Origin of the sequence: Emergencia sp. (genome assembly GCF_048465375.1) — a bacterium.
Classification (GTDB): Bacteria; Bacillota; Clostridia; order Peptostreptococcales; family Anaerovoracaceae; genus Senimuribacter.
Genome location: NZ_DBFWLQ010000026.1, coordinates 1 through 24,992, shown reverse-complemented (window position 1 = coordinate 24,992; position 24,992 = coordinate 1). Strand labels below are relative to the sequence as shown.

Here is a 24,992-nt window from a genome sequence, read left to right as displayed (position 1 = left end):
AATGACGAAAGAAAATACATATATAGTAGAAGTAAAAGATCTTCAGGTATATTTTGATATCGACAAGAGAAAGTTTGCGAAGAAAGGTCGGAAAGTGGTCAGAGCCGTGGACGGCGTCAGTTTTGGTATCAGAGAAGGAGAGATTTTGTCTCTGGTAGGCGAGAGCGGCAGCGGGAAGACGACGACGGGCAAGGCAATCTTGAACCTGGCATCAGTCACGGGCGGAGAAGTCCTCTTTGAAGGCAGACCTTTAGACAAGAGCAAAACAGGGTTAAAAGCATTTCGCAAAGAGGCACAGATGGTGTTTCAAGACCCCTATCAATCGTTGAACCCGAGAAACAGAATCATCGATTTGGTAGCGGAGCCTTTGGATGTCAATCATCTGGCCGGTTCCCCCGAGGAACGCCTGGCAAAGGTAAAGCAAGCCTTGGAACAGGCCGGTTTATCTCCGGCAGAAGAATACCTTTACCGCTACCCTTACGAACTATCCGGCGGTCAGCGGCAGCGCGTGGTCATCGCCGGGGCAATCATTATGGAACCCAAGTTCGTCGTGGCCGATGAACCAATCTCTATGCTGGATGCATCCGTGCGTACAGGGATACTGAAGCTTTTGCTGGGACTGAGAGACGAGAGGGGACTTTCGTATCTTTTTATCACCCACGATCTTTCCCTAGCCTGGCTGATTTCTGATCGAATTGCCATCATGTATCTCGGCCAGATCATGGAAATCGGCAGTGCGGATCAGATTATCAAAGGCGGGGTGCATCCCTATACCAAGGCACTGACGGCCATCATGCCTATACCAGGTGTCAACAAGAATAGAAAGAGAGACGTACTGCAGGGGGAGACGCCCAATGCCAGCATTGAAATAACGGGGTGCAAGTTTGCCAGCAGGTGTCCGGCGGCTTCGCAGGAATGCTTTGAAACACAGCCGATTCTTGAAGAAATAGAAGCGGGACATTTTGCAGCCTGCCTGAAGTGCGGGAGGCAGAGCCTATGAGGAATAAGATTGACAGCTATATCAAAGCCAGCCGCAGCGAGATGATAGAGGACATCCTGGAACTGATCAGAATCAAAAGTATCAACGGACGCGTAAAGGAGAACACGGAGGCGCTGAACCTTTTTCTGCAGAAGGCAGAAACCATGGGGTTTAAGACCATGAAAACGTCTGCGGGTGATGTGGGCATTGTCGAGCTGGGCAGCGGTGACCAGACCTTGGGGATTTTGGTGCATATGGACGTGGTCGGTATCGGCGATACGGACAAGTGGACCTATCCGCCCTTTGAGGGGCGCGTCGCCAAGGGTTTTCTATGGGGCAGAGGGGTCGTGGACGACAAAGGCCCTGCTGTCATGTGTCTCTACGCGTTAAAGGCGATCAAAGAGCTGGACATTCCGTTGAACAAAAAAGTGTGGCTCATCGTCGGTACTTCTGAAGAGGCAGAATGGACTGACATCGCCAATTTTAAAAAAGAATTTCCCGTACCTGACTTTGGCTTTTCCCCTGACGGGGATTTCCCCATTTACAACAGTGAAAAAGGCTACTGTGATGTGCAGATGCGCTTCACGGAACCTTGCATCGATATTTTGGAGAAGCTGGATTCTGGAGACAGTCCCAACACCATTCCGTCCAGAGCGGAAGTGAAAATCAGAAATCAAGAGAACCTGATTTTTCACGGGATTTCCTGCCACAGTTCCGCTCCTGCTATTGGGGCTAACGCCATTTCCAAGATGGCGACAGCGCTGGAGTATCGGACGGAGTTTAACTTTATCCGTTTTCTCAACGATTTTCTGGCAAAGGATTATAACGGCGAAAAACTAGGTATGGACAAGAATGTGGATCCTGATCTGCCGCCGACCCAGCGCAGCATCATCGTGCCAACGATTTTGAAACGGGAAGGTGATAAGGTGCTGCTCAATGTCAACGTGCGCTCCTGTACCGGTGTCAGCAAAGAAGATGTCATCGCCGCTTTTATGCGGCAAAAGGAAAAGTACGTCTTTGAGATGGAACTGTATGACTTTTTAGAACCCATGTTTGTGGATGAGAAAGAGGAGTTCTTACAGGTGATGGCAGACGTATACAGTGATTACGGGTATGAGAGCAGTTTTCAGAGCGCCCTGGGTACGTCCTACGCAAAGTCCATGGAACATTTTGTCAGCTTTGGCCCCGTGTTTCAGACAGAACCCAGCTGTGCGCATATGGAAGATGAACGGATGAGTATCACGGCGATGATTACAGCAACGCAGATTTATACGACCTATATTGCCACGATGGCAAGTCCCATCGGCGGTATCCGTAAAAATGCGGAGAAGATGACCAGCTTGGAAAAGGCGTTGTTTTTGCTGAGTCTGTTTGCAGAGCCACCATACCGTTACGACGTACCTGGGCTGGTGGAACTGACTGGCATGAATCGGACTACAGTTTATCGAAACCTGTCCACCTTGGAGAGTGCAGGACTTTTACAAAAGAATCCGACAACAAAGGCCTATTCCTTAGGTCCATTGGCTGAAAAAATGGGAGAGAAAGCAAATGACATTAGAACGTGAAAAGATGATAGATGACTTGAAGGGGCTGATCGGCATCCCCAGTATCTCCTCTGACAAGGAGGCTGTAGAGGATGCTTTGGATTATGTGTTAGAATTGGGTGAACGGATGGGCATGCGATGTGAAAAAGTCGCAGGCGGGCAGGTCGGCACCATTGAAATCGGCCAGGGCGACGAGACCTTTGGCATCCTGACCCATGTGGATGTGGTAAATCCCGGCAGAGAGGAACTTTGGAAAAGTCCGCCTTTTACCTGCGAACTGCGTGAAGGAAACCTCTATGGCCGCGGCACCCTCGATGATAAGGGACCGACAGTGGCGGTCCTGCATGCCATGGGCGCTGCCATGGAAAACGGAAAGCCTTTCTACAAGAATGTCAGGCTGATTGTCGGTACCCAGGAAGAGACTGAATGGGTCGATATGGAGTGCTACACAAAGCACTATTCTCTGCCTGATTACGGATTTACGCCGGACGGAGATTTTCCTATTGGAAACGTTGAGAAGGGATGCATGGATATCACCTTGCGCTTTCCTACCGCTTTGGTGGATGAAGCATTTCTGCAGATTGTCGGACTTGATGCAGGTACAGCGTTCAATATCGTGCCTGACTGCTGCAGGGTATTACTCTCGGATGGGAGAGAGCTCGTGACACGGGGAAAAGCAGTGCATACCTGTGCGCCGGAGAAAGGGGAGAATGCCATTTTTCTAATGGGCAGGCAGCTGAAACAGTTTCCAATGGAAAGCAACAGCTTTTCTCGAGTATTAGACATGTTGACAGAAAATTTTTCCGACTACTATGGGGAAAAGTTAGGGCTGCCAGAGAAGGAAGAATATTTTGCAGGCGAATTTATACACCGGACGGTCTTTACTCCCGTACTGATCAGAACAGTGGGGACGTGTATCGAAGTGGGCATCAACGTCCGTTTTGCATATACGACCACTGAAGATGAGCTTTTGCGTGCTTTCGGACGTTTATGCGAAGAATATGGAGGGGAGATTGCCTGCGTCACTTCGCTGCCCGCTGTCTTGGTCAGCAGAAATACGCCATTTCTGAAGATATTATCTGCGGCTTATGAGGAGACGACGGGGCTTACCTCCGACTTTGTCCTCGGTTACGGTGGCTCTTACGCAAAAGCTATGCCGGGCATTGTCAGCTTTGGGCCAATCCTGCCAGGAATGAAGGACTGCTGCCATGAGGAAAATGAATACATTCCCCTGGCTGCCCTGGAGAAAAACTGTGAGATTTATTATAGAGCGATTGAGGGAATTGCCCAGTGCATGAAATCTTTTTGCAGATAGATCATAAGGGTGCCTGACGATCAGATATGCGTAACAGGACTGCAGGAATCGTTCAGTTACCCTCTATTGTCATCAAAAAGCGAAAAAACGCCTAAAAAAACTGAAGACTGCAAAGGGAGTATCTTAGCGGTAGAGGCTGTAACCGTTGAAATTTCGTTATGGGTTTAGCCGAAGCTGATGTTGCAGCCTCTTAGAGCCTGGGATTTTTAGGTGTTTTTGGTTGTTTTTGATCAAATGACGGGTAAATCATCTCTCTGCAGTGCTCTGGAGCAATTTCTACTGTAACTTATTTGAGACAATAAAGCGCATAATTAAGATGAATTTACCACGGCAAACGCATGGAACTGATTCAGTGAGTCTGCAGAGGCAATTTTTACTGTATAGCGTTATTTTTTTACAATTGAGTATAATTTATTGGAATAAAATGTAAGCTGGGCTATGATTGGAGCGGTTTTATACTGTTTTTAACCCGTTTTGACGACCATTCATGGAATTCACTAGTATGTTTTATACTCATTTTTGCAAAACGGTCCTCTATAGTAAAATTGCTGCTATAACTGAATCTACTTTGTTTACAATCTGTTTTTCATAGTTTTGCTGTGGAAAATTTGTTTGAAACCGTTGACAAAGGTGATAAAAGAGCATATACTAGAGTAACAAGTAAAAAGAGATATTCACAAGAGCAAACCCGTCGAAAGGCGGTGACGCAAAGCTACAGGGGCTAAGCCGCAAGGTATGCCAGCCAGTTGCCGTATTATGTATGATATGTATCGATATCTAATATATAAAACAACGGTCATTTAGTGAATTCTCTGAATGATTTTTTTTAATTTAAAAGAATATTAGCAAACCTGGGGAAACCCAGCGACGCAAAGCTATAGGGTCTAAAGCGATAAGCATGACAGCCAGTTGCCATTGAGATGATCAATGTAATGCATGAGAGTGTTCTTACTAATATCTGAACCTCCTTCGGAATGTGGCTGCTTTAGACGAAGCAGTTTTTTTATTTTAAATGATTCGGAGGATAGAAATGATGTTAAAGAGAACACTGAGAGTTTTAATAACAATGATATTAACTTTAGCCCTGACGACAGGGTTGGTATTGGCTATGACAGAAGATGCAAATGCTGCAACAGTATCCATGAAGACCATTCCGGCTACTTCAGCGAAGGCAGACAGCAGAGTTGTTAACGCATTTGTCGAGTTAGGCTTTACCGTTAAATATAACAAGAACTTAGGTTATGCCGGCGTATTCAGCGTAGCAGATCATGCTATCCATCTAAAGACGAGAAACAAGACGAATACACTTCACGAGATGGGTCACTTCGTTTCTAGACTGCAGAACGGCGCAGACGAGACGAGCGAGTTTGTGAAGATTTACAAATCCGAGAAGAAAAAGTACAATGGCACACAGAAGTCATACATAACGAAGAACAGCAAAGAATACTTTGCACAGTCCTTTGCAGAGTATACGCAAAATCCAAGCAAGCTGAAAAAGAGCAGACCTAAGACTTATAAGTATGTGAAAGCACAGGTTGACACGATTGAACAGCAGGACGTTGATAATATGTACAGTGCTTACGGATGGGCTTGGTAAATAATTTGAAAATTAGTAGACGGAGAAACCCTGTGGACAAATCCACAGGGTTTTGTTATTATGTAGGAAATATCGATGAAGTCGGTATGGACGGAATACCAATACTCAAGTTATCAATCGGGGAACAAGTATTTGTGAAAGGGGAAAATAGAGCAATTATGGCGAAGAAGAACAAGACCGTATTTGTCTGTCAAGAGTGCGGTTACGAGAGTCCAAAATGGATGGGGCAATGCATCTGTGGCGCATGGAATTCCATGGTGGAAGAAAAAGTAGTGGATACGCCAGAAAATGATACCAGGAGGCGTACCTCGGCAGAAGCAAAACCATCAAAATTAAAAGAAGTCGGCTCGGGCGATTACATCCGCATTGATACAGGGATTGGAGAACTGAACCGAGTCCTAGGTGGAGGACTCGTCCGCGGATCGCTGACTTTGATTTCTGGTGAACCGGGAATCGGAAAATCCACCATGATTATACAAGCCGCCGCTAATCTGGCCAAATCGCAGGGAACCGTCCTCTATGTATCTGGAGAGGAATCAGAAGAACAGATCAAAATGAGAGCGGATCGTGTCTGCCCTGACCTGAGCGAAGATTTATATATTTTGGCAGAAACTAATATTGAGAATATCACAGCAGTGTGTGAGAATCTAAAGCCTAAATTCCTGGTCATCGACTCTATCCAGACGATGTACACGCAGACCCTGGATTCTGTCCCTGGCAGCGTATCACAGGTCAGAGATATTGGCAACCAATTGATGAAGCTAGGCAAGACCAATGATATCCCCATTTTTATCGTAGCCCATGTGACGAAAAACGGAGAACTGGCAGGACCGAAAATTGTTGAGCATCTAGTAGACTGCGTGCTCAACTTTACAGGGGAGAGAGACCATGATTTGAGGATATTGAGAGCATATAAAAATAGGTTTGGCACGACCAGCGAGATTGGAGCCTTCCAGATGGAAGGAGGCGGTCTGATTGAAATCGAGAATCTGTCAGGGACTTTTCTCGAGAGCACAGAGACGCAGGCAGAAGGCTCTATTATTACAGCAGTTTACGAGGGAAGCAGGCCGGTTTTGTTTGAGATTCAGGCGCTGACGGCACCTGCTAATGTGGGATTTGCCAGAAGAACTTCTGTCGGCGTAGACTATCAGAGGTTGAACATGATTCTCGCTGTCCTAGAAAAGAAAGTCGGCATGACCATGATTAACCAAGACGTCTACGTCAACGTGGTAGGCGGCATGAAGCCGGACAGCACTTCTGTCGACCTGGGAGTAGCTTTGGCAGTCTATTCTTCAATCAGAGACGTGACCTGCCAAAAGAGGACGATTGCGATTGGGGAAGTCGGTCTGACGGGAGATCTCAGATCTGTACAAAATGCAGATAAGATCGTCGTGGAGGCCGGCAGAATGGGGTATGAACAGATCATCATGCCCAAAAAGAACGCGGATAAGCTGGATGGTAAAGTTAGAAAGGGGCAGTGCCAGATTGTCGGCGCGAAGAATATCTACGATGCAATCAACGCATTTAAAGGAGAATGAGATGATAAAAAAAGCGGAACCTGTATTGATACATGGCTCCGCTTTTTGCTATATCGGTTATTTCTTTAATTTTACAGTATCCATCTCGAACCAGAAAGTGCTGCCCTTTCCCAGTTTGCTGTTGACCCCATAATTTGCTCTGTGGAGGGTCAATATCTCTTTGACGATGGATAAGCCCAGGCCGCTGCCGTCCGTAGGTCTGACGTGATGGGTGCTGGATTTGTAATATCGCTCCCATACGTGATTGATTTCGTCAGGCGCGATGCCAGGACCGTGATCGATGATTTCGCAGCGGACTTTACGGCTGGATTTTTTGATATTGACGATGATTTCTTTATCTTCTCCACCGTATTTGACCGCATTATTGATCAAATTGGACAATACCTGTTTTATTTTCGTTTCATCTCCGTTGACAATTACGGAAGACGAACAGTTGAATTTAAAATGATAACCTTCTTGCTCCGCTAAAATCTCGAAAGATGCCAGGATGGTTTCAGCAGTCTTCTTGAGATCAAAGTTGGAACGTTCAAGTTCAATGCTTCTAGACTGCATCTTGGACATATTGAGCATGTCGTTGACCAGCGTATTCAAGCGGTCCGCTTCATCAATGATGACTCCCAGATGAGCTTCTCGCTTTGGCGGGTTATTCCCCGAAAGGTCGCGAATCATCTCGGCATAAGATTTGATCATGGTTAATGGCGTCCTCAGATCATGGGAGACGTTGGCAATCAGATCTTTTTGATACATATCTGTCTTCTCCAGCTCCCGTGAGGCGTTAGTCAGGGTGTCGGCCAGTTCCGTAATCTCAGAATAGTGACCACCCTTGAATTTGACACCGTAATGGCCTTTTCCCATTTCGGCTGCCGAATTGGTGATTTCTTTGATCGGTTTTGATATTCTGCTGGCCAGATATAGCGCCAAGGTCAAAGCTAACAGTGCAGCGATGATCGTAATATACACCAACTGGGAACGCAGTATCGCTATCGTAGACTTGACCGGATAAAGCGGCGATACGATATAGAGGATATAGCTTCTGGCCTTATTCTCATCTTCGTTAAAACTGTCAGTAGCTTTGCTCAGGTAACGTGCATAAGAAAAAATCCGCGTGCCGCTTCCTTCCTTTTTGGAAAGAATCGAAGCCTTTCCAAGTGGACTGAGCTCAAGAAGCGTCCGAAGTTCCTGAATCTGCGTACTGTATCGATATAACTGTATGTGCTCGCCGTAAGTCGACGGTATGGAAATTTGTCCCAACCCATTTTCTACACGAATATAGAGATCGTTTTCATTAGAAAGCGACAAAGCATCAATCTTCTGCATCAGTGTTGTCAGATCTTGGTTTTCATCATTGTAATACTGTACCAGCTCATCTGCTAGATTGGTGGTTTCACGGATTTTCATGTCTTGATAGAAGTTGTTAAGAAAGAAAATCTGCAGGAACCAGATCAGGCCGATGAGTACGATGGCAAAGCCGATGAAATAAACCCATAATTTAAATCGAATGCTTCTAAAATCGAATTTACTCTTCAAATTCAAATTTATACCCTACCCCTCTGAGTGTGACGATATAGTCACGATATGGTCCTAAATTGTTTCTAAGATTTTTGATATGTGTATCAATTGTTCTGTCGTCCCCAAAGAAGTCGTATCCCCAGATATCTGATAGCAGCTTGTCTCTTGATAGAGCGATGTTTTTGTTCTCTATCAAATAGAAAAGCAGCTCGTATTCTTTTGGTGTCAGCTCCACCCGTTCTCCATCTACAGTAACGGTCCTGGCAGCTACATTGATTTCCAGACCGTTGAACTTCACCACGTCGGCCTTGCTCTGTGCAGAAGAGTTTCTGCGGGCGAGAACTACGTTGATTCTTGCCATCAGCTCCTTGGGGCTGAAGGGCTTGACGATATAGTCGTCGATGCCCAGCTCAAAACCGAAGAGCTTATCATATTCTTCGCCCCTGGCGGATAGCATGATAATAGGTACATCCTGAATTTTTTTAATCTCTTTACATGCTGAAAATCCGTCCAGCTTTGGCATCATGATATCTAAAATGACCAGGTCGTACTCATTCAGCTTACAGAGTCCTACGGCGCTCATTCCATCAGCCGCTTCTGTGACCTCATAGCCATTAAATTCTGCATATTCCCTTATTACTTCACGAATTTTGGGTTCATCATCAACTACCAAAAGTTTATACATGGTAATCCTCCTTCGTTATTTGCTTGTAGTATAGTCATCTTTATACTACAATCTATCTGTGTAGGTTTCATGAAATTTATATATATAATTCTAACATAATTTATTTTATATTAAAAGAAAAAAGAAACGTTTCTAGTTGACAGAAAAAATTGTCTGTGATAAGATATTGTATTTTCTGAAGGCTTGACATTATCTTATGAATTGCTCTATACTGTATCTATATAGATAAAAGCGGGGTTCAATCATATGTTTACAATTGGTGACAAAATACTATACCCCATGCACGGCGCAGGAGTGATTCAGGAGATCGAAAACAGAGATATCTTGGGTGAAACGAGGCAATACTATATTATGAAATTGCCATTTGACGATATGAGCGTCATGATTCCCGTCGATAACAGCGTGGATATTGGAATCAGACCGGTGATATCTGCCAGTGAGGTGGATGCGGTCTTCATTGTTTTGCGGTCGGAGACGTCGCAGATGTCAGGCAATTGGAATAAACGGCAGAGAGAAAACCTGGAGAAGCTGAAGAGCGGCAATATTATGGAAGTAGCGGAGGTGGTCAGAAATCTGATCCGCGCAGGCCGCATAAAGAGACTGTCTACAGGAGAGAAAAAGATGCTGACCAACGCCAAGCAGATTTTGGAAAGTGAATTGATTCTCGCTGCTGGAATAGACCCACAGAAGATAGACCATTTAGTAGAGGATGCAGTTTGATTTTTCCCCTCAAAAGATGGAATGCTATCTATATCTATGACCAAAAAGGAGGAAAGGAGGAGAGACTATGCTAAAGAAAATGCTCAGAATTGTTGTGACTATTTTAGGTGCAATCCTAGGATACGGTGTATTTCAACTGATCGGTTACTGGCTCACCAAAAGTGGCGTTGATATCAATGCGACCTTTACCGAAGCGCAGCTGATAGGCATCGGTATCGTTTTCGCAATTATCTTCGGAATTATATTTTTCAGATTGACACCGGCGATCAGCAGACAGAGTGCAAAAGTTGCTGATAATATAGAAGACGATCTCAGGGGCGTTTCAGCTAATGATTTGTTCGTCGGCGTCATCGGCCTGATTACAGGCCTTTTGATTGCACTGCTGATTACGCAGATCTATGTCAGCATCAGCAACAGATATCTCTATACTGTGATTACCATCATCACTTATCTCGTACTGGGGTATCTTGGGGTCGTCATTGCCACCAAAAAAGGCAAAGAGATGATCAGCATGATTGTGGCAAACAAGAAACAGAACGTACCACAAGAACCGATTTTTTCCCGAACAAAGAAAAAAGCGGAAGGCGTGCCCAAGATCTTTGATACCAGTGTCATCATCGATGGCAGAATTGCCGAAATTATGAAGACGGGCTTCTTAGAAGGCCCTATTGTCATCCCCGAATTTGTTCTGGTGGAATTGCGTCATATTGCGGACTCTTCAGACTCCCTCAAGAGAACGAGGGGCAGAAGGGGCCTTGACATCCTGAACAAAATTCAAAGTGATTACGGCATCGAGATTTATAATACAGATAACGAAAAATCACTGAGAGAAATTCCGGAAGTTGACGTCAAGCTTCTGAAATTAGCACAGCTGATGAACGGCAAAGTTGTTACCAACGATTTTAACCTCAATAAGGTTGCAGCGATTAACGGCGTCAGCGTCCTCAATATTAATGAACTGGCCAACACCCTGAAACCGGTGGTGCTGCCAGGAGAGCAGATGACTGTCAGTCTGGTAAAACAGGGAAAAGACAACAGCCAAGCTATCGCCTATCTGGATGACGGAACCATGATCGTCGTGGAAGACGGAAGGAAGATGATCGGCAAGACCACCAACATCAACGTTACCAGTGTGCTGCAGACATCGGCAGGAAGGATGATCTTCGGAAGACTGAAGAATAACTAAGATATGCTTCATGATAAAAGAGTATATGTAATTATTGGAGCTGCAGGGTCCGGCAAACGGATGGCAGCTCCATTGCCGAAACAATTTCTAAAAATCGGCGATAAGACAATTCTAGAGACTACAGTAGAAAAATTTGCGAGTCTATCTATCATAGATCAGATTGTTATCGTGACAGCAGAGGAATACCAAACGTTCTGCTGCCAATTTTTTCATGAACAGATTGCAGCGGGCAGATTTCATGTTATCTGCGGAGGACAGGAGCGACAGGACTCCATCTACCGGGCGGTGGGTTATCTGGAGTCCATAGGGGCAGAGCACGATTCGCTGGTGTTAATCCACGATGGTGTGCGGCCTTATGTCAGCGGCGATTTGATTAAAGAAGTGACGGAACGTGCGGCTGCAGAGGGTGCGGCCATTGCAGCGATACCGCCAAAGGACACCATCAGACATATGGATGAAGGGACTTTGGACAGAAGCCGTCTTTGGTGTGTGCAGACGCCCCAGGGATTCAGATTTTCTATACTGAAAGAAGCTTACGAACAAGCCTTTCATGATGGATTTTATGGCACTGATGATGCAGGCTTGGTTGAGCGCATCGGCAGAGCAATCAGCATTGTAGCAGGTGAAAACACCAACATTAAAATTACAACGCCGGAGGATTTGACCGTGGAACAGCGAATTGGAACGGGTTTTGACGTTCACAGATTGACTGAAAATCGAAAACTGATATTAGGCGGGGTGGAGATTCCTTTTGAGAAAGGCCTTCTGGGTCATTCAGACGCGGACGTATTGCTCCACGCTTTGATGGATGCCATGCTAGGTGCAGCGGCCCTCGGTGATATCGGAAAGCTGTTTCCGGACAGCGACGACAGCTATAAGGATATATCCAGCTTGAAGCTGCTTGAAAAGACGGGACAAGCGGTGGCTGCGGCGGGATATTCCCTGGGAAATGCTGACGTCACGCTCATCTGTCAGCGACCCAGGCTCGCTGGCTATATCGATGAGATGCGCGGCAATATTGCACAGGTTTTGAACGTATCCGTAGATAAAGTCAGCATTAAAGCGACGACTACAGAGAAGCTGGGGTTTACCGGCAGAGGCGAAGGGATAGCGGCAGAGGCAGTCTGTCTGCTAACACGATGATTCGTTATACGACACCATAAGGAGTTCCCCTCAATTTGTGCTACAAATCGGGACACTCCGTTAGAGAGGAAAAAAGATAAATGAGACTAACAAAGATGCATATTAAAACCCTTAGGGAGGTTCCAAATGAAGCGGAAATCCCAAGTCACATCCTGTTACTTAGAACGGGAATGATCAGAAAACTGGTATCTGGCGTATATGGTTTCATGCCGTTAGGCTGGAGATCCGTAAGAAAAATTGAAGAGATTGTCAGACAGGAGATGGACGCTACTGGCGCCCAGGAAATTCATATGTCTGCCGTTCAGCCGGCAGAACTGTGGGAAGAGTCAGGCAGATGGTATGCCTATGGTCCTGAACTTTGGAGATTGAAGGACAGAAATGGCAGAGATTTTTGTCTGGGGCCGACTCACGAAGAGATTTTTACTGATATTGTCAGAAATGACATTTCGTCATATAGGCAGCTGCCGATGAATCTATATCAGATTCAGACAAAATACAGAGATGAAGCCAGACCGAGATTCGGACTCATGAGAAGCAGAGAGTTTATCATGAAAGACGCCTATTCTTTTGACAAGGACAACGCAGGTCTCGACCAAAGCTATCAGGAGATGTACGAGGCGTATGACCGGATTTTTAAGAGATGCGGTCTTGTATGCAGACCAGTAGAAGCTGATTCGGGCGCTATCGGCGGCAGCAATTCTCACGAATTTACAGCCATTTCCGAAGTCGGTGAGAGTGAGATTGCCTACTGTGAAAAGTGCTCCATGGCGGCTACAACTGAAAGAGCAGAATGTGTCGATGCGCCGCCGCAGGCAGACGTATGCGAACTTGCAATGGAGGAGGTTCTCACGCCTGGAACGAAGACCATAGAAGATGTCGCGAATTTCTTAAATCTGGATAAAAAACAGACCATCAAAGCACTGCTCTTTGTCATTTATGACGAAGAGGGCAATGAAAACGGATACGTAGCCGCTTTTGTAAGGGGCGACAGAGAGCTGAACATGACCAAGTTGATCAATGCCCTGGATATTCCAGAACATGCCATCGAATTTGCTGATGAGGAGAAGATGGCTGCTGCTACAGGATGCGTAGGAGGCTTTACTGGACCGTGCGGCCTTCATGACTGCACTATTGTAGTGGACAGCGAACTGACGGGACTGAAGAATCTGTGCGCAGGCGCATGTAAAGAAGACCACCATCTGATTAACGTCAATTACGGAAGAGATTATAAAGCAGATATTATCACGGACTTAAAGGTACTGCAGGAGGGAGACCCATGCCCGGTCTGCGGTGCACCTGTCAAACACGCCAGGGGCATCGAAGTGGGACAGGTCTTCAAATTGGGAACAAAGTATTCCGAATCCATGGGAGCGATGTATGTCGATGAGAACCAGAAAGAGCAGCCTATCGTCATGGGATGTTACGGTATCGGTGTGACAAGAACCCTGGCGGCAGTCGTAGAGCAGCATCACGACGATAACGGAATCATCTGGCCGATGTCAGTGGCACCTTATCATGTGATTATCACCTTGGTGAAACCGGACGATGAGGCACAGGCTGCTGCTGCGGAAAAGATTTACAAGGCGCTTGCCGATGCCAGAGTGGAAGTTCTTCTCGATGACAGAAAAGAGAGACCTGGCGTCAAGTTCAAAGACGCTGACCTTCTGGGCATTCCTGTGAGAATTACAGTTGGAAAGCTGGCAGGAGAAGGCAAGGTAGAATATAAGCTGAGAAGAGATGCGGATAAAGAAGAAATCACCATTGAAGAGGCAATTTCCAGAGCCATTGAGATTGTCAATCGTGAGAAATAGTCCATTTACAGGAGGAAAACGTGGATTTTATAACTGTAATGGAATGGATTGGAACTGTCGCCTTTGCTGTGTCAGGGGCGGTGGTTGCCATCGAAAGGGAGCTTGACTACTATGGTATTTGTTTTCTGGCAATCATTACCGCTATCGGAGGAGGCATTATCAGGGATGTTCTGATCAATCAAAGCCTGCCGGCATCTCTGGCTAATCCTATGTATGCTATCGTCAGTTTACTGACGGCAGCGGCGGTCATCTTCTTTTATAAAAAGATTGACAAAATATCTCATCTGGTATCAGTGGCTGACGGCTTTGGTCTGGCGGCATTTACTGCCATCGGATCGCAGGTTGCTGTCCGCAGCGGCCATGGAGATATTTATGTCATCATCGCATTGGCGGTGCTGACAGGAACCTTTGGCGGCGTTCTGAGAGACGTCTTTGTACAAGAAATTCCCCGCTGCTTTAGACGAGAAGTCTATGCAGTAGCGTCGATTGTAGGAGCAATTGCCTTTGCTGTAACATATAAATATATTGGCACTGGTTTGGCTATGTACGTCTGCTTTGGCGTTACTCTGGTCATAAGACTGGTAGCAATATTTAAAAATTTGCATTTAGGAAAAGTGAAGCTGGATTAGAATGAGTAAATTAGAAAAAGTAAAAAACAATCTGTATTTACAGCTGTTTTGGACCTTCTTTAAGTTAGGACTGTTTACAATCGGAGGAGGGATGGCTATGATCCCTCTGATACAAGATATCGTCGTGGATAAAAAGAAGTGGATGACTGAGGAAGAAGCTGTGGACTGCATTGCAGTCAGCCAGGGTTTACCTGGCGTCATTGCCATCAATATGGCGACCTACATCGGCCAGACAAAGAAAGGCATATTGGGAGCCATCGTCGCTACTGTCGGTGTCATCCTGCCCAGCTTTATCATCATTATTTTGGTCATCAAAGTTCTCGCCGGTATCGGCGAGAACCGATATGTAAACGGCGCTTTGGCAGGCATCAAGGCTGCGGCGACAGGACTGATCGCCTACTCTGCATATAAAGTTGGCAGGCAGGTACTAAAAGGACCCTTTCAATGGATACTTGCCTTGCTGTCTTTCGCCGCGATTGCGGTATTCAGTGTCAATGCCGTATGGGCCATTGTCGCAGGAATTTTTGCAGGTTTGATCTATACTGCAGTCAAAGAAAAGAAGAAGGGAAACGGGGGTGAATCGCAGTGATTTACCTGAAACTATTTCTCGTGTTTGCCAAGATCGGAGTTTTCGGATTCGGAGGGGGCATGGCAATGCTTCCGATGATCTATCAGGGGGCGCAGTCCTTTGGACTGATGTCTGCCGATGAGTTCTCCAATCTTGTTGCCATATCCCAGGTGACACCGGGGCCGATGGCTGTCAATGCGGCAACTTATGTAGGATTTAACTGCGCGAGTTATGCCGGTGCCTTTGCTGCCACCCTCGGCGTTGCGATGCCCTCCTTTATCTTAGTTACCTTAGCGTGCTACTTTATCGGCAAGTTCAAGGAGAGTAGGGCTATTGAAGGAGCATTTGCCGGCATCAGACCGGTGACGGTAGGTCTCATCGGTGCGGCGGTCATCTTCATGGGACAGAGTGCTTTTGAAACGATCAGCCTGGTACCGTGTTTGATCACTTTGGGAACCGTCATCCTTGTAGGAAAATTTAAAGTAAGTCCGATTGCAATTGTCATTGCTGCGGGCGTGATAGGAGCAATGTTATGTGGGTAGGTGGCGTAAGAGTCGTATTGCAGAACGAAGAAGGTAAAATTTTGATGGTGAAGCAGCATCACGAAGATCGCGATATCTGGATGGTGCCTGGCGGCGGTATTGAAGAAGGAGAAAACTCCATCGAGGCTGCGGTGAGAGAAGCGAAAGAAGAAACCGGTCTGGATGTGGAAATTCATGGAGTTGCATGGCATATCGAAGAAGTATCCCCAGAGCGGGGACAGCGGTTTGTCAACTATATGATTGGAAAAATTGTGGGCGGAGAGCTTGCCTTGGGCAGCGATCCGGAGCTTGACGCAGATAAACAGGTATTACGAGAGGTCAAATTCATGTCCAGAGAAGAGATTGGACAGCTCCCACATGTATATCCGAAGTTTTTTAATGATGAAATCTGGGGTATACTTGAAGAGGAACACAATGGAATGACCTACTATAAATTGAGATACAAAGGAGAAGAGTAAAATGAAAAAAGTAATTATTGAAATGGAAAACGGCGGCGTTATGAAGGGTGAACTCTATGAGGACATCGCGCCGATCACAGTAGAGAATTTTGAAAAATTGGCGAAAGACGGTTTTTATGACGGATTGACTTTTCACAGAGTGATTCCGGGATTCATGATCCAGGGAGGATGCCCAAAGGGTAATGGCACAGGCGGTCCGGGATACACGATCAAAGGAGAGTTCAACTCCAATGGCGTGAAGAATGATCTGAAACATACCACTGGTGTTTTATCTATGGCAAGAACGATGGTTCCTGATTCAGCTGGCTCTCAGTTCTTCGTCATGGTAGCGGACGCTCCGCATCTTGATGGAGAATATGCTGCGTTTGGTAAAATTACAGAGGGCGTAGACGTGGCTCTGGACATTGCCAATGTACCAAGAGGAAGAATGGATGACCCCATTAAACCGGTCGTCATTAAAACTGTTACAGTCGAATAATTTGTTTGCGTAAAGCGGGAAATTTTGGGTATAAATACAAAATTAATTCTTAATATGAAAGGATGAATCAAAATGGCATTCTTTAGGGACGTTCATGAAGATATTCAGACAGTACTCAAAAAAGACCCGGCAGCGAGAAACAGTATAGAGGTTTTGCTGTGTTATCCGGGCGTTTGGGCGTTGATTTTTCATAAGCCGGCTCATTCCCTGTATAAACACAAATTGAAACTATTGGCGAGAATCATTTCACAGTTTGCCAGGTGGCTGACAGGCGTAGAAATTCATCCGGGAGCTACGATTGGGCGCAGATGTTTTATCGACCACGGCATGGCAGTCGTTATCGGTGAAACTACTGAAATTGGCGATGATGTGACGCTATATCAGGGTGTCACTTTAGGCGGCACAGGAAAAGATACAGGAAAGCGTCATCCCACCATTGGCAACAGAGTCATCGTCAGTTCTGGTGCCAGGGTTCTGGGGCCTTTCAAGGTGGGCGACGATGTGAAAATCGGCGCAGGTTCCATCGTGCTCAATGAGATTCCTCCGGGATGTACCGTTGTGGGGATTCCGGGCAAAATCGTCAAGAGATATGGGGAAAGCACAGAAGATCTCAACCAGGTCAATCTGCCGGACCCTGTAGCTACAGAGTTAGAATGCCTGCGCAGAAGAATTGTAATGCTGGAGAATAAGCTCAACCAGATCAATAAGCAAAATCAGAAAGGGAATGAAGATGAAAATATATAACACACTGACTAGAAAAAAGGAAGAGTTCGTACCGATTAAAAAAGGGGAAGTTTCTATCTATGTCTGTGGCCCTACCGTATATAATTTCTTTCATATAGGTAACGCGAGACCCTTTGTCGTATTTGACACTTTGAGAAAGTATATGGAATACAGAGGCAATCGGGTAAAATTTGTGCAGAATTTTACTGATGTTGACGACAAGATTATCAATAAGGCGAAGGAAGAGGGGATCACTGCTCCCGAAGTATCGGAAAAGTATATTGAGGAATATTACAAAGATGCTGCGGCACTTAACGTGAGGAAAGCTGACGTGCATCCGAAGGTATCAGAACACATTCAGGATATCGTTCGATTTGTTGAGACTTTGGTGGAAAAAGGGTATGCCTATGAAGCCGATGGTGATGTTTATTTTTCCACGAGAAAGTTTCCGGAATACGGCAAACTTTCTAAGCAGAACATCGACGACTTAGAGTCGGGTGCAAGAATCGCCGTGGGCGAGGTAAAGCAGGATCCGCTGGATTTTGCCCTCTGGAAAGCGAGAAAGACCGACGACGAAATCGCCTGGGAATCACCATGGGGAATGGGGAGACCGGGTTGGCATATTGAATGCTCGGCGATGTCGAAAAAACACTTAGGCGAAACGATTGACATCCACGCCGGCGGCCAGGATTTGCAATTCCCGCATCATGAAAATGAAATTGCGCAGTCAGAATGCTGCAACGGCGCGCCTTTTGCTCACTACTGGATGCACAACGGCTATATTACGATTGATAATGAGAAAATGTCAAAATCCAAGGGCAACTTCTTTACTGTAAGAGATATTCTCAAAGAATACGACGGAGAAGTCATTCGTTTTTTCCTGCTGTCAGGGCATTATAGAAATCCGATCAATTTCAGCGACGCTTTGATGGAGCAGGCCAAGAACGGTCTTGGCAGAATGGAGAACTGCAAAGAGAACCTGATTTACCTGACGAAAGCAGGAGCTGAGGGACCGATGACTTCTGCGGAAGAAGAGCAGCTGGCTGCGTATGATAAATATCGGCAGGAATTTATCAAAGTGATGGACGACGATCTCAATACCGCTGACGCTATCAGCGCTGTATTTGAGTTGGTAACGGTGGCGAATACTGCAGTGAAAGACGGTGCTACGAAGGAATTTGCGCAGAAGTCTCTGGAGACTCTGATGGAATTTGCCGACGTTTTGGGCCTGCTGCAGGGCAAAGCTGATGAGGCGATCGATCCGGAGATTCAGAAGCTGGTTGACGAGAGACAAGAAGCGAGGAAGGCGAAGAATTTTGCCAGAGCTGACGAAATCAGAGATTTATTGAAAGAAAAGGGGATTACCCTGAAGGATACACCACAGGGTGTACAGATAATAAAAGAATAGTATGAAACAATTGAATCCAAGAGAAATAAATACAACGGCATTGGCTTTTTTAGGCGATGCCGTTTATGAAATATATGCGAGAAAATATGTAATGGACAGCGGGCAGAAAAATGCGGACAGGCTGCACAAGGAAGCCATCAAGTACGTGTGTGCTGACGGACAGGCAAAGGCGGTCAAATCCTTACTGAAGGACTTTTTGTCAGAAGAAGAAGTCAGCTTGGTAAAACGGGCCAGGAATCGGAAAACGGCGTCAAAGGCGAGAAGTGCAGACGCTGTAACCTACAAACTAGCTACGGCCTTCGAAGCATTGATGGGCTTTCTCTATCTGGACGGTCAGACACAGCGCCTGGAAGAAGTGGCGCTGGAGGCGTTGAAAAGAATTGAGGAGTGATAGTGATGAGTAAAGCGGATGGATTATTTGTAAATATGTGCCGTGAGATTTTGAATCACGGTTTTTCTACCGAGGGGCAGGAGGTCAGAGCGCGATGGGAAGACGGATCGCCTGCTTACACGATAAAAACCTTTGGCGTGGTCAATCGGTATGACTTACAGGATGAGTTTCCGGCCTTGACCCTGCGGCCGACAGCCATTAAATCGGCGGTGGATGAGATGCTCTGGATTTGGCAGAAGAAATCCAACAATATCAACGATTTGAAGAGCCATATATGGGACGAATGGGCTGACGAAGACGGTTCCATTGGCAAGGCTTATGGCTATCAGCTAGGTGTCAAATACAGGTTCAAGCAGGGTGAAATGGACCAAGTGGATAATGTTATCTGGCAGCTTAAAAATACGCCGCAGTCGAGACGTATCATGACCAACATCTACAACTTTGCAGATTTGATGGAAATGGGTCTGGAACCCTGCGCTTACAGCATGACCTTTAACGTGACGGGGAACAAGCTCAATGCGATTTTGAATCAGCGTTCTCAGGATATTCTTGCCGCTAATAACTGGAATGTGGTGCAATATTCTGTTTTGGTGTACATGTTGGCCCAGGTGTGCGGCTTTGAACCGGGGGAATTGGTTCACATCATCGCTGACGCCCATATCTATGATAAACATATTCCGATTATCGAAGAACTGATCCAGCGGCCGCAGTATCCGGCACCAAAGTTCAGCCTCAACCCGGATGTGAAGGACTTCTACGACTTTACTACCGATGACTTGATCATCGAGGATTATCAGAAAAACCCTCAGGTCAAGAATATACCAATCGCGGTATAATGGGCTCGCCACAGTTTCTGAAAGAAACTGATGGGAGGCCTTATGCTTTAACGCCCCGCAAGCGGAGCGCGCGGCAAGGCGTTAGTCGTATAATGGGGCTGGGAGACCTAGCCCGATTTTGTCACGAAAATCGTTGGCAGGTCCCCTGTCAGGAGTGCAGGAGCTATGCTCCGTGGCACGCTACGGCCGCCACAGTTTCTGCAAGAAACGGCAAAAGTTTAACTTTGAAAGGAACAGATAAATGAAACTCATACTTGCAACAGATGAAAACTGGGCCATTGGGAAGGACGGAGGTCTGCTCTGCCACATCCCTGGCGATTTAAAGTATTTTAAAGAGCGAACCCGCGGAAAGACAGTGGTGATGGGGCGGCCTACGCTGGAAAGCCTGCCTGGCGGCAAACCTTTGCCCCATCGGGACAACATTGTTCTGACCACGCGGGAAGACTACGCTCCCGAAGGCGTTTTGATTGTCCATTCTGCAGATGAGCTTGACGACGTGCTGACAAAATATGACAGCGAAGATGTTTTTATTATCGGAGGCGGCAAGGTCTACAGGGAGTTCCTTCCCAAATGTGATACTTGCTACATTACGAAAATTTATCAGAAATTTGAGGCCGATACTTGGTTTGTGAATTTAGACGAGATGGACGAGTTTGAAATCGTCTGGCAAAGTGAGATGCAGGAAGAGAAGGGTATCCGCTATCAGTTTTTTGAATATAGGAGAAAATAAGCCATGGCAGAAAAGAAAAAAAATAAGAGAAATTGGGAAGAAATCAACGGACGGAAGGGCAAGCGTTATGTTCCGAGGGCGGAAGGAAAAGGGCAGAGACCTGCAAGGCCTGTGAAAGCCGTAAAAGCTGATGCCTACGAGGTGTATGAAGAACAGACCTCCGAAAATGTCATTATCGGCAGGAATCCAGTGATTGAGGCATTGAAAAACGACAGAGAAATAGAAAAAATTTTAATAGGAAAAGGCGCTGAAGGTTCCATCGCTAAAATCATCGGCATGGCCAAAGACAAGCAGATTCCTATTTATCAGAGCGATAAGATCACTTTAGACAGAATTGCAGCAGGAGGCTCCCATCAAGGTGTCATCGCCTATGCATCTGCTTATAGTTACGCTGAGATAGAGGACATCTATGCCCTGGCAGAAAAGAGGGGAGAAGACCCATTTATCATTATTTTAGACAATCTGGAGGACCCTCATAACCTGGGGGCTATCATGAGAACGGCTGAATGCGCAGGAGCGCACGGTGTCATCATACCAAAACGCCGCGCTTGCGGCTTGACTGAAGCGGCGGTCAAAGCTTCTGCAGGAGCCGTAGAATATGTGCCATGCGTGAAAGTTGCCAACATCGGGCAGACCATTGACCGGCTGAAAGAAAACGGTATCTGGATTGCGGCCTGTGATATGGGCGGTGTAAATTATTACAATCAGGACTTGACAGGGAAAATCGCTCTGGTCATCGGCAGTGAAGGCACCGGCATCAGCCAGTTGGTTAGAAAAAAGTGCGATTATATCGTTTCCATGCCTATGGTTGGAAAGATTACATCATTGAACGCATCCAATGCGGCAGCGATTTTGATGTATGAGGTAAGAAAACAGAGAGATGGAAAATAAGGAACTAAATCTGCTGTCGGATGAGTCCATCGTAAAGATGGCCCAGGAAGGCAGCAGCACAGCTTATGAATATCTGATTAACAAATATAAAGAACTGGCCAAGGTTAAATCGAAAACTTATTTTATCGCCGGAGCAGATAACGAAGATGTCATTCAAGAAGGAATGATCGGCATTTTCAAAGCAATTCGTGATTTCGATGAGAATGGAGACGCTTCTTTTCGTACCTTTGCAGAGTTGTGTGTCAACCGGCAGATCATCACAGCGATTAAGCATGCCAATCGGCAAAAGCATCAAATTCTGAACGAATCTGTCTCGCTCAGCGCAGGAGAAGATACGGACGGTGATGAAGCGCAGTCGCTCTCTGAAAAATTAGCTGCAACAAGCCCGGAGACGGACCCGGTCAGCATGATGTTGATGAAAGAAGTCGTCGACTATCTCAAAGCCAATGAGCAGGATATATTCAGCCCTTTTGAAAACAAAGTTTGGAATGAGATGCTGAAGGGAAAGAACTATAGAGAAATCGCGTTTAAACTGCGCAGGCCGACTAAAACAGTGGATAACGCCATGCAGAGAATTAAGAAAAAAATACAGAGCTACCTTGAGATTTCGTGACTTTGGTTGGGTCAATTGCTGCAGCAATGGCTGGATACAGATGGCTCCGGTTGTGATACAATGTTCATACCTGCTGACTGGCAGGTGGTAAGCGGACAGAGTTTCGTGCATATGGCAAATTGTCATATGGGAGAGGTGTATATATGAAAGACATTGTAACAAAGAGATTGATCATTACAGAGGCGGGAGAAGAACATCTCGATACTATTATCGCCCTGGAATCCCATCCCGAAAATCGGGATTATCTGTGGATTGGCACTTATGAGGAACATGCAGCGGAAATTGATGACCCGAATCACTTGCTTTTGATTTTTAAGAAGAAAAAAGATGGTGTGATTGTTGGGTATGCTTTGATTAGGTTGGATTTTAAATCAAATGTCTTTGAACTTCGGCGAATCGCAATTTCGGAAAAAGCGGCTGGGTTCGGCAGAGAAGCCATGGCGGCTTTACTGAGATTTTCCTTTGAAGAGATGGAGACGAATCGATTCTGGTTGGACGTATATCCTGACAATTTGGTTGGTATTAAACTTTATGAGAGCCTGGGTATGCATCGGGATGGGGTGTTGCGGCAGAACTATAAAGCCGAAAGAGGTTATCTCGATCAGATTATTTACTCCATGTTACGCAGCGAATATGAGGCGTTTTTTTGATAAATACGGCATGAGCCGTATTTTTTCATAAAAATATCACAAAATATCTACGGATTGATGACTTCAAATTGTTGACAATCCGTGAAAAATATAGTACGATTACTTAAGATGTGACAGGCTGTTGTAGCTCAGTTGGTAGAGCACTTCCTTGGTAAGGAAGAGGTTCGGCAGTTCGAGTCTGCTCAACAGCTCCAAAAAATTTAATTTGTTATTTATTTAAAGGAGAAACGTAAAAATGGCAAAGCAAAAATTCGAGAGAAACAAACCGCATATCAATATCGGAACAATCGGTCACGTAGACCACGGAAAGACCACTCTGACAGCAGCGATCACAACGACACTGTACCAGAGATATGAACTGGGAGAGAAGGTGGCCTTCGACCAGATCGACAAGGCGCCAGAAGAAAAAGAAAGAGGAATCACGATCTCAACAGCACACGTTGAGTATGAGACACCGAACAGACACTATGCCCACGTAGACTGCCCGGGCCATGCCGACTATGTAAAGAACATGATCACAGGAGCAGCACAGATGGACGGAGCGATCCTGGTAGTGGCAGCAACAGACGGACCGATGCCGCAGACAAGGGAGCACATCCTGCTGTCAAGACAGGTAGGCGTGCCATACATCGTGGTATTCCTGAACAAGTGCGACATGGTGGATGACGAGGAACTGCTGGACCTGGTAGAGATGGAAGTAAGGGAGCTGCTTTCCGAGTATGAATTCCCTGGAGACGACACACCGATCATCAGAGGATCCGCGCTGAAGGCACTGGAAGATCCTGCAGGAGAATGGGGAGACAAGATCGTGGAGCTGTTCGAGGAGATCGACGCATACATCCCTGAACCTGAGAGAGCAAACGACAAGCCATTCCTGATGCCGGTAGAGGACGTATTCTCCATCACAGGAAGAGGAACCGTAGCGACAGGAAGAGTCGAGAGAGGCGTGCTGAAGGTAGGAGAGGAAGTAGAGATCATCGGACTTTCAGAAGAGAAGAGAAGCGTAGTCGTAACAGGACTGGAGATGTTCAGAAAGCTGTTAGACGAAGCAGAGACAGGAGACAACATCGGAGCACTGCTGAGAGGCGTGCAGAGGGATGAGATCGAAAGAGGACAGGTACTGGCAAAACCAGGAACCATCCATCCGCATACGAAGTTCAAGGGACAGGTATACGTGCTGAAGAAGGAAGAAGGCGGAAGACATACGCCGTTCTTCAACGGATACAGACCGCAGTTCTACTTCAGAACGACAGACGTAACAGGGGACCTGCAGTTACCGGAAGGCACAGAGATGTGCATGCCTGGAGACAACGTAGTGATGGAGATCGCGCTGATCACACCGATCGCTATCGAGGAAGGGCTGAGATTCGCCATCAGAGAAGGCGGAAGGACAGTCGGATCCGGCGTAGTAACTGAGATCATCGAATAGAATACTTGCTAAATCAGCCCGTGGCGTTGTTGCTGCGGGCTTTTCGTTTCCTTGAAGCCCTAGCCCGATTTGCGGGCGCAAATCGATGGCAGGCCTCATGCGAGAAACTCCCAAATCTTTGATTTGGTGAATTTTACCGCCACGTACCCCGTGTACGCTCCGGGACTCAAAGCCCTTGCGCCTATCCACGGACTGATTTCTCTGCGTATTTCCGGTAATTGAAGGTAATTGAATAACAATAGGAAACCCGCGGACAACCGCGGGTTTTGTTGTGGGCGGAACCAGGGGGGGTGCAGCAGGCAGGGCTGCCCTAGGAGTACAGCGATATGGTTTTACCCGTCATTTTATAAAAAAGGGCCGAAAGCACCTAAAAAATGCCGCCGGCTGCAAAGGGGGTGGCCTGCGTCAATGGCTCTAACTGTTGAAACTCCGTCATGGCTTCCCTCCAGCCACCCCTGTCAGCCTCCAGATTATCGGAATTTTTAGGTGCTTTTGCATTTTTTTGTGTCAATAGGGGTTAAAAGTGCGCTGCCAGGGGCGCTTGGCAGGGGAGCAGGACGTAACGGTGTGTGAGCAGTTACGCAATAGGGCTTCCGCACGGGGAGCCTGCTTAACGGAA

Annotated in this window: 25 protein-coding genes, 1 tRNA gene and 2 riboswitches; of the genes, 24 read left to right on the top strand and 2 right to left on the bottom strand. The window is 46.4% G+C overall.

The features are described 5' to 3' along the window. Position 1: 1 nt before the first annotated feature. The 5 genes from ACMQ5W_RS18860 to radA all read left to right on the top strand — a co-directional run bounded on the left by ACMQ5W_RS18860 (position 2) and on the right by radA (position 6,973). Positions 2–1,000: an oligopeptide/dipeptide ABC transporter ATP-binding protein gene (locus ACMQ5W_RS18860; RefSeq protein WP_419026530.1), complete on the top strand. Its 999-nt coding sequence runs from the start codon at positions 2–4 to the stop codon at positions 998–1,000. Then, entirely contained in the window at positions 997–2,544 is a 1,548-nt protein-coding gene (locus tag ACMQ5W_RS18855) for a M20/M25/M40 family metallo-hydrolase (protein ID WP_148493984.1), read from the top strand. Before ACMQ5W_RS18860 ends, ACMQ5W_RS18855 begins: the two co-directional genes overlap by 4 nt. After that, positions 2,528–3,838 carry a M20/M25/M40 family metallo-hydrolase gene (locus ACMQ5W_RS18850; protein WP_419026528.1) on the top strand — a complete coding sequence of 437 codons (1,311 nt, stop codon included), beginning with the start codon at positions 2,528–2,530 and terminating at the stop codon, positions 3,836–3,838. Before ACMQ5W_RS18855 ends, ACMQ5W_RS18850 begins: the two co-directional genes overlap by 17 nt. Before the next feature lie 671 nt (positions 3,839–4,509). Further along, a riboswitch (cyclic di-GMP riboswitch) is annotated at positions 4,510–4,592 on the top strand. An 80-nt stretch (positions 4,593–4,672) separates the two neighbouring features. Next, a riboswitch (cyclic di-GMP riboswitch) is annotated at positions 4,673–4,755 on the top strand. 113 nt (positions 4,756–4,868) lie between these two features. Next, complete coding sequence (locus ACMQ5W_RS18845; protein ID WP_419026526.1) at positions 4,869–5,435, top strand: anthrax toxin lethal factor-related metalloendopeptidase; 567 nt, start codon at positions 4,869–4,871, stop codon at positions 5,433–5,435. A gap of 32 nt (positions 5,436–5,467) precedes the next feature. After that, entirely contained in the window at positions 5,468–6,973 is a 1,506-nt protein-coding gene (gene radA, locus ACMQ5W_RS18840; protein WP_419026524.1) for a DNA repair protein RadA, read from the top strand. A gap of 57 nt (positions 6,974–7,030) precedes the next feature. Here the strand turns inward: radA and ACMQ5W_RS18835 are convergent, their stop codons facing one another. Both ACMQ5W_RS18835 and ACMQ5W_RS18830 read right to left on the bottom strand, forming a co-directional pair. Continuing rightward, on the bottom strand, positions 7,031–8,506 hold the full coding sequence (locus ACMQ5W_RS18835) for a sensor histidine kinase (RefSeq protein WP_419026522.1): 1,476 nt from the start codon (positions 8,504–8,506) through the stop codon (positions 7,031–7,033). Next, complete coding sequence (locus tag ACMQ5W_RS18830) at positions 8,490–9,167, bottom strand: response regulator transcription factor (protein WP_148493987.1); 678 nt, start codon at positions 9,165–9,167, stop codon at positions 8,490–8,492. Before ACMQ5W_RS18830 ends, ACMQ5W_RS18835 begins: the two co-directional genes overlap by 17 nt. Positions 9,168–9,413: 246 nt before the next feature. On the opposite strand from ACMQ5W_RS18830, the gene ACMQ5W_RS18825 reads away from it, so the two are divergent. The 19 genes from ACMQ5W_RS18825 to tuf all read left to right on the top strand — a co-directional run bounded on the left by ACMQ5W_RS18825 (position 9,414) and on the right by tuf (position 24,373). After that, positions 9,414–9,887: a CarD family transcriptional regulator gene (locus tag ACMQ5W_RS18825; RefSeq protein WP_419026520.1), complete on the top strand. Its 474-nt coding sequence runs from the start codon at positions 9,414–9,416 to the stop codon at positions 9,885–9,887. A gap of 67 nt (positions 9,888–9,954) precedes the next feature. Beyond that, entirely contained in the window at positions 9,955–11,073 is a 1,119-nt protein-coding gene (locus ACMQ5W_RS18820) for a PIN/TRAM domain-containing protein (protein WP_148493989.1), read from the top strand. A gap of 3 nt (positions 11,074–11,076) precedes the next feature. Next, positions 11,077–12,216, top strand: coding sequence for a 2-C-methyl-D-erythritol 2,4-cyclodiphosphate synthase (ispF, locus tag ACMQ5W_RS18815; protein ID WP_419026518.1), 1,140 nt, complete (start codon positions 11,077–11,079; stop codon positions 12,214–12,216). An 80-nt stretch (positions 12,217–12,296) separates the two neighbouring features. Next, positions 12,297–14,027: a proline--tRNA ligase gene (locus ACMQ5W_RS18810; RefSeq protein WP_419026516.1), complete on the top strand. Its 1,731-nt coding sequence runs from the start codon at positions 12,297–12,299 to the stop codon at positions 14,025–14,027. Between the two features lie 20 nt (positions 14,028–14,047). Next, positions 14,048–14,656, top strand: coding sequence for a trimeric intracellular cation channel family protein (locus ACMQ5W_RS18805; RefSeq protein ID WP_148493992.1), 609 nt, complete (start codon positions 14,048–14,050; stop codon positions 14,654–14,656). Between the two features lies 1 nt (position 14,657). Continuing rightward, the gene (locus ACMQ5W_RS18800; RefSeq protein WP_419026513.1) at positions 14,658–15,245 is read left to right on the top strand and encodes a chromate transporter; all 588 of its coding nucleotides are present in this window, start codon (positions 14,658–14,660) and stop codon (positions 15,243–15,245) included. Continuing rightward, positions 15,242–15,766, top strand: coding sequence for a chromate transporter (locus ACMQ5W_RS18795; RefSeq protein ID WP_148493994.1), 525 nt, complete (start codon positions 15,242–15,244; stop codon positions 15,764–15,766). Before ACMQ5W_RS18800 ends, ACMQ5W_RS18795 begins: the two co-directional genes overlap by 4 nt. Further along, positions 15,757–16,224: an NUDIX domain-containing protein gene (locus ACMQ5W_RS18790; RefSeq protein ID WP_148493995.1), complete on the top strand. Its 468-nt coding sequence runs from the start codon at positions 15,757–15,759 to the stop codon at positions 16,222–16,224. The genes ACMQ5W_RS18795 and ACMQ5W_RS18790 overlap by 10 nt, the downstream gene beginning before the upstream one ends. A gap of 1 nt (position 16,225) precedes the next feature. Further along, positions 16,226–16,702 carry a peptidylprolyl isomerase gene (locus ACMQ5W_RS18785; RefSeq protein ID WP_419026511.1) on the top strand — a complete coding sequence of 159 codons (477 nt, stop codon included), beginning with the start codon at positions 16,226–16,228 and terminating at the stop codon, positions 16,700–16,702. A 72-nt stretch (positions 16,703–16,774) separates the two neighbouring features. Then, positions 16,775–17,446: a serine O-acetyltransferase gene (gene cysE / locus ACMQ5W_RS18780; RefSeq protein ID WP_148493997.1), complete on the top strand. Its 672-nt coding sequence runs from the start codon at positions 16,775–16,777 to the stop codon at positions 17,444–17,446. Next, entirely contained in the window at positions 17,433–18,833 is a 1,401-nt protein-coding gene (gene cysS / locus ACMQ5W_RS18775) for a cysteine--tRNA ligase (RefSeq protein ID WP_419026509.1), read from the top strand. The genes cysE and cysS overlap by 14 nt, the downstream gene beginning before the upstream one ends. A gap of 1 nt (position 18,834) precedes the next feature. Beyond that, a complete protein-coding gene (locus tag ACMQ5W_RS18770) occupies positions 18,835–19,224 on the top strand; it encodes a Mini-ribonuclease 3 (protein WP_419026507.1) in 390 nt (129 codons plus the stop codon). A gap of 5 nt (positions 19,225–19,229) precedes the next feature. Further along, complete coding sequence (thyA, locus tag ACMQ5W_RS18765) at positions 19,230–20,060, top strand: thymidylate synthase (RefSeq protein WP_419026505.1); 831 nt, start codon at positions 19,230–19,232, stop codon at positions 20,058–20,060. A gap of 241 nt (positions 20,061–20,301) precedes the next feature. Beyond that, positions 20,302–20,790, top strand: coding sequence for a dihydrofolate reductase (locus ACMQ5W_RS18760; protein WP_419026504.1), 489 nt, complete (start codon positions 20,302–20,304; stop codon positions 20,788–20,790). A 3-nt stretch (positions 20,791–20,793) separates the two neighbouring features. Further along, on the top strand, positions 20,794–21,681 hold the full coding sequence (rlmB, locus tag ACMQ5W_RS18755; protein ID WP_419026502.1) for a 23S rRNA (guanosine(2251)-2'-O)-methyltransferase RlmB: 888 nt from the start codon (positions 20,794–20,796) through the stop codon (positions 21,679–21,681). Then, complete coding sequence (sigH, locus tag ACMQ5W_RS18750; RefSeq protein WP_148494003.1) at positions 21,671–22,294, top strand: RNA polymerase sporulation sigma factor SigH; 624 nt, start codon at positions 21,671–21,673, stop codon at positions 22,292–22,294. Before rlmB ends, sigH begins: the two co-directional genes overlap by 11 nt. A 143-nt stretch (positions 22,295–22,437) precedes the next feature. Further along, entirely contained in the window at positions 22,438–22,944 is a 507-nt protein-coding gene (locus ACMQ5W_RS18745) for a GNAT family N-acetyltransferase (RefSeq protein WP_419026501.1), read from the top strand. 117 nt (positions 22,945–23,061) lie between these two features. After that, positions 23,062–23,138, top strand: a tRNA-Thr gene (locus ACMQ5W_RS18740). 41 nt (positions 23,139–23,179) lie between these two features. Beyond that, entirely contained in the window at positions 23,180–24,373 is a 1,194-nt protein-coding gene (gene tuf / locus ACMQ5W_RS18735) for an elongation factor Tu (RefSeq protein ID WP_067532960.1), read from the top strand. Positions 24,374–24,992: the final 619 nt, after the last annotated feature.

Bases quoted from the DNA above. Each gene is read 5' to 3' on its own strand.
- ACMQ5W_RS18860 (WP_419026530.1), top strand. From the start codon at position 2: ATGACGAAAGAAAATACATATATAGTAGAAGTAAAAGATCTTCAGGTA.
- ACMQ5W_RS18855 (WP_148493984.1), top strand. From the start codon at position 997: ATGAGGAATAAGATTGACAGCTATATCAAAGCCAGCCGCAGCGAGATG.
- ACMQ5W_RS18850 (WP_419026528.1), top strand. From the start codon at position 2,528: ATGACATTAGAACGTGAAAAGATGATAGATGACTTGAAGGGGCTGATC.
- ACMQ5W_RS18845 (WP_419026526.1), top strand. From the start codon at position 4,869: ATGATGTTAAAGAGAACACTGAGAGTTTTAATAACAATGATATTAACT.
- ACMQ5W_RS18830 (WP_148493987.1), bottom strand. From the start codon at position 9,167: ATGTATAAACTTTTGGTAGTTGATGATGAACCCAAAATTCGTGAAGTA.
- ACMQ5W_RS18825 (WP_419026520.1), top strand. From the start codon at position 9,414: ATGTTTACAATTGGTGACAAAATACTATACCCCATGCACGGCGCAGGA.
- ACMQ5W_RS18820 (WP_148493989.1), top strand. From the start codon at position 9,955: ATGCTAAAGAAAATGCTCAGAATTGTTGTGACTATTTTAGGTGCAATC.
- ispF (WP_419026518.1), top strand. From the start codon at position 11,077: ATGCTTCATGATAAAAGAGTATATGTAATTATTGGAGCTGCAGGGTCC.
- ACMQ5W_RS18810 (WP_419026516.1), top strand. From the start codon at position 12,297: ATGAGACTAACAAAGATGCATATTAAAACCCTTAGGGAGGTTCCAAAT.
- ACMQ5W_RS18800 (WP_419026513.1), top strand. From the start codon at position 14,658: ATGAGTAAATTAGAAAAAGTAAAAAACAATCTGTATTTACAGCTGTTT.
- ACMQ5W_RS18790 (WP_148493995.1), top strand. From the start codon at position 15,757: ATGTGGGTAGGTGGCGTAAGAGTCGTATTGCAGAACGAAGAAGGTAAA.
- ACMQ5W_RS18785 (WP_419026511.1), top strand. From the start codon at position 16,226: ATGAAAAAAGTAATTATTGAAATGGAAAACGGCGGCGTTATGAAGGGT.
- cysE (WP_148493997.1), top strand. From the start codon at position 16,775: ATGGCATTCTTTAGGGACGTTCATGAAGATATTCAGACAGTACTCAAA.
- cysS (WP_419026509.1), top strand. From the start codon at position 17,433: ATGAAAATATATAACACACTGACTAGAAAAAAGGAAGAGTTCGTACCG.
- ACMQ5W_RS18770 (WP_419026507.1), top strand. From the start codon at position 18,835: ATGAAACAATTGAATCCAAGAGAAATAAATACAACGGCATTGGCTTTT.
- thyA (WP_419026505.1), top strand. From the start codon at position 19,230: ATGAGTAAAGCGGATGGATTATTTGTAAATATGTGCCGTGAGATTTTG.
- ACMQ5W_RS18760 (WP_419026504.1), top strand. From the start codon at position 20,302: ATGAAACTCATACTTGCAACAGATGAAAACTGGGCCATTGGGAAGGAC.
- rlmB (WP_419026502.1), top strand. From the start codon at position 20,794: ATGGCAGAAAAGAAAAAAAATAAGAGAAATTGGGAAGAAATCAACGGA.
- sigH (WP_148494003.1), top strand. From the start codon at position 21,671: ATGGAAAATAAGGAACTAAATCTGCTGTCGGATGAGTCCATCGTAAAG.
- ACMQ5W_RS18745 (WP_419026501.1), top strand. From the start codon at position 22,438: ATGAAAGACATTGTAACAAAGAGATTGATCATTACAGAGGCGGGAGAA.
- tuf (WP_067532960.1), top strand. From the start codon at position 23,180: ATGGCAAAGCAAAAATTCGAGAGAAACAAACCGCATATCAATATCGGA.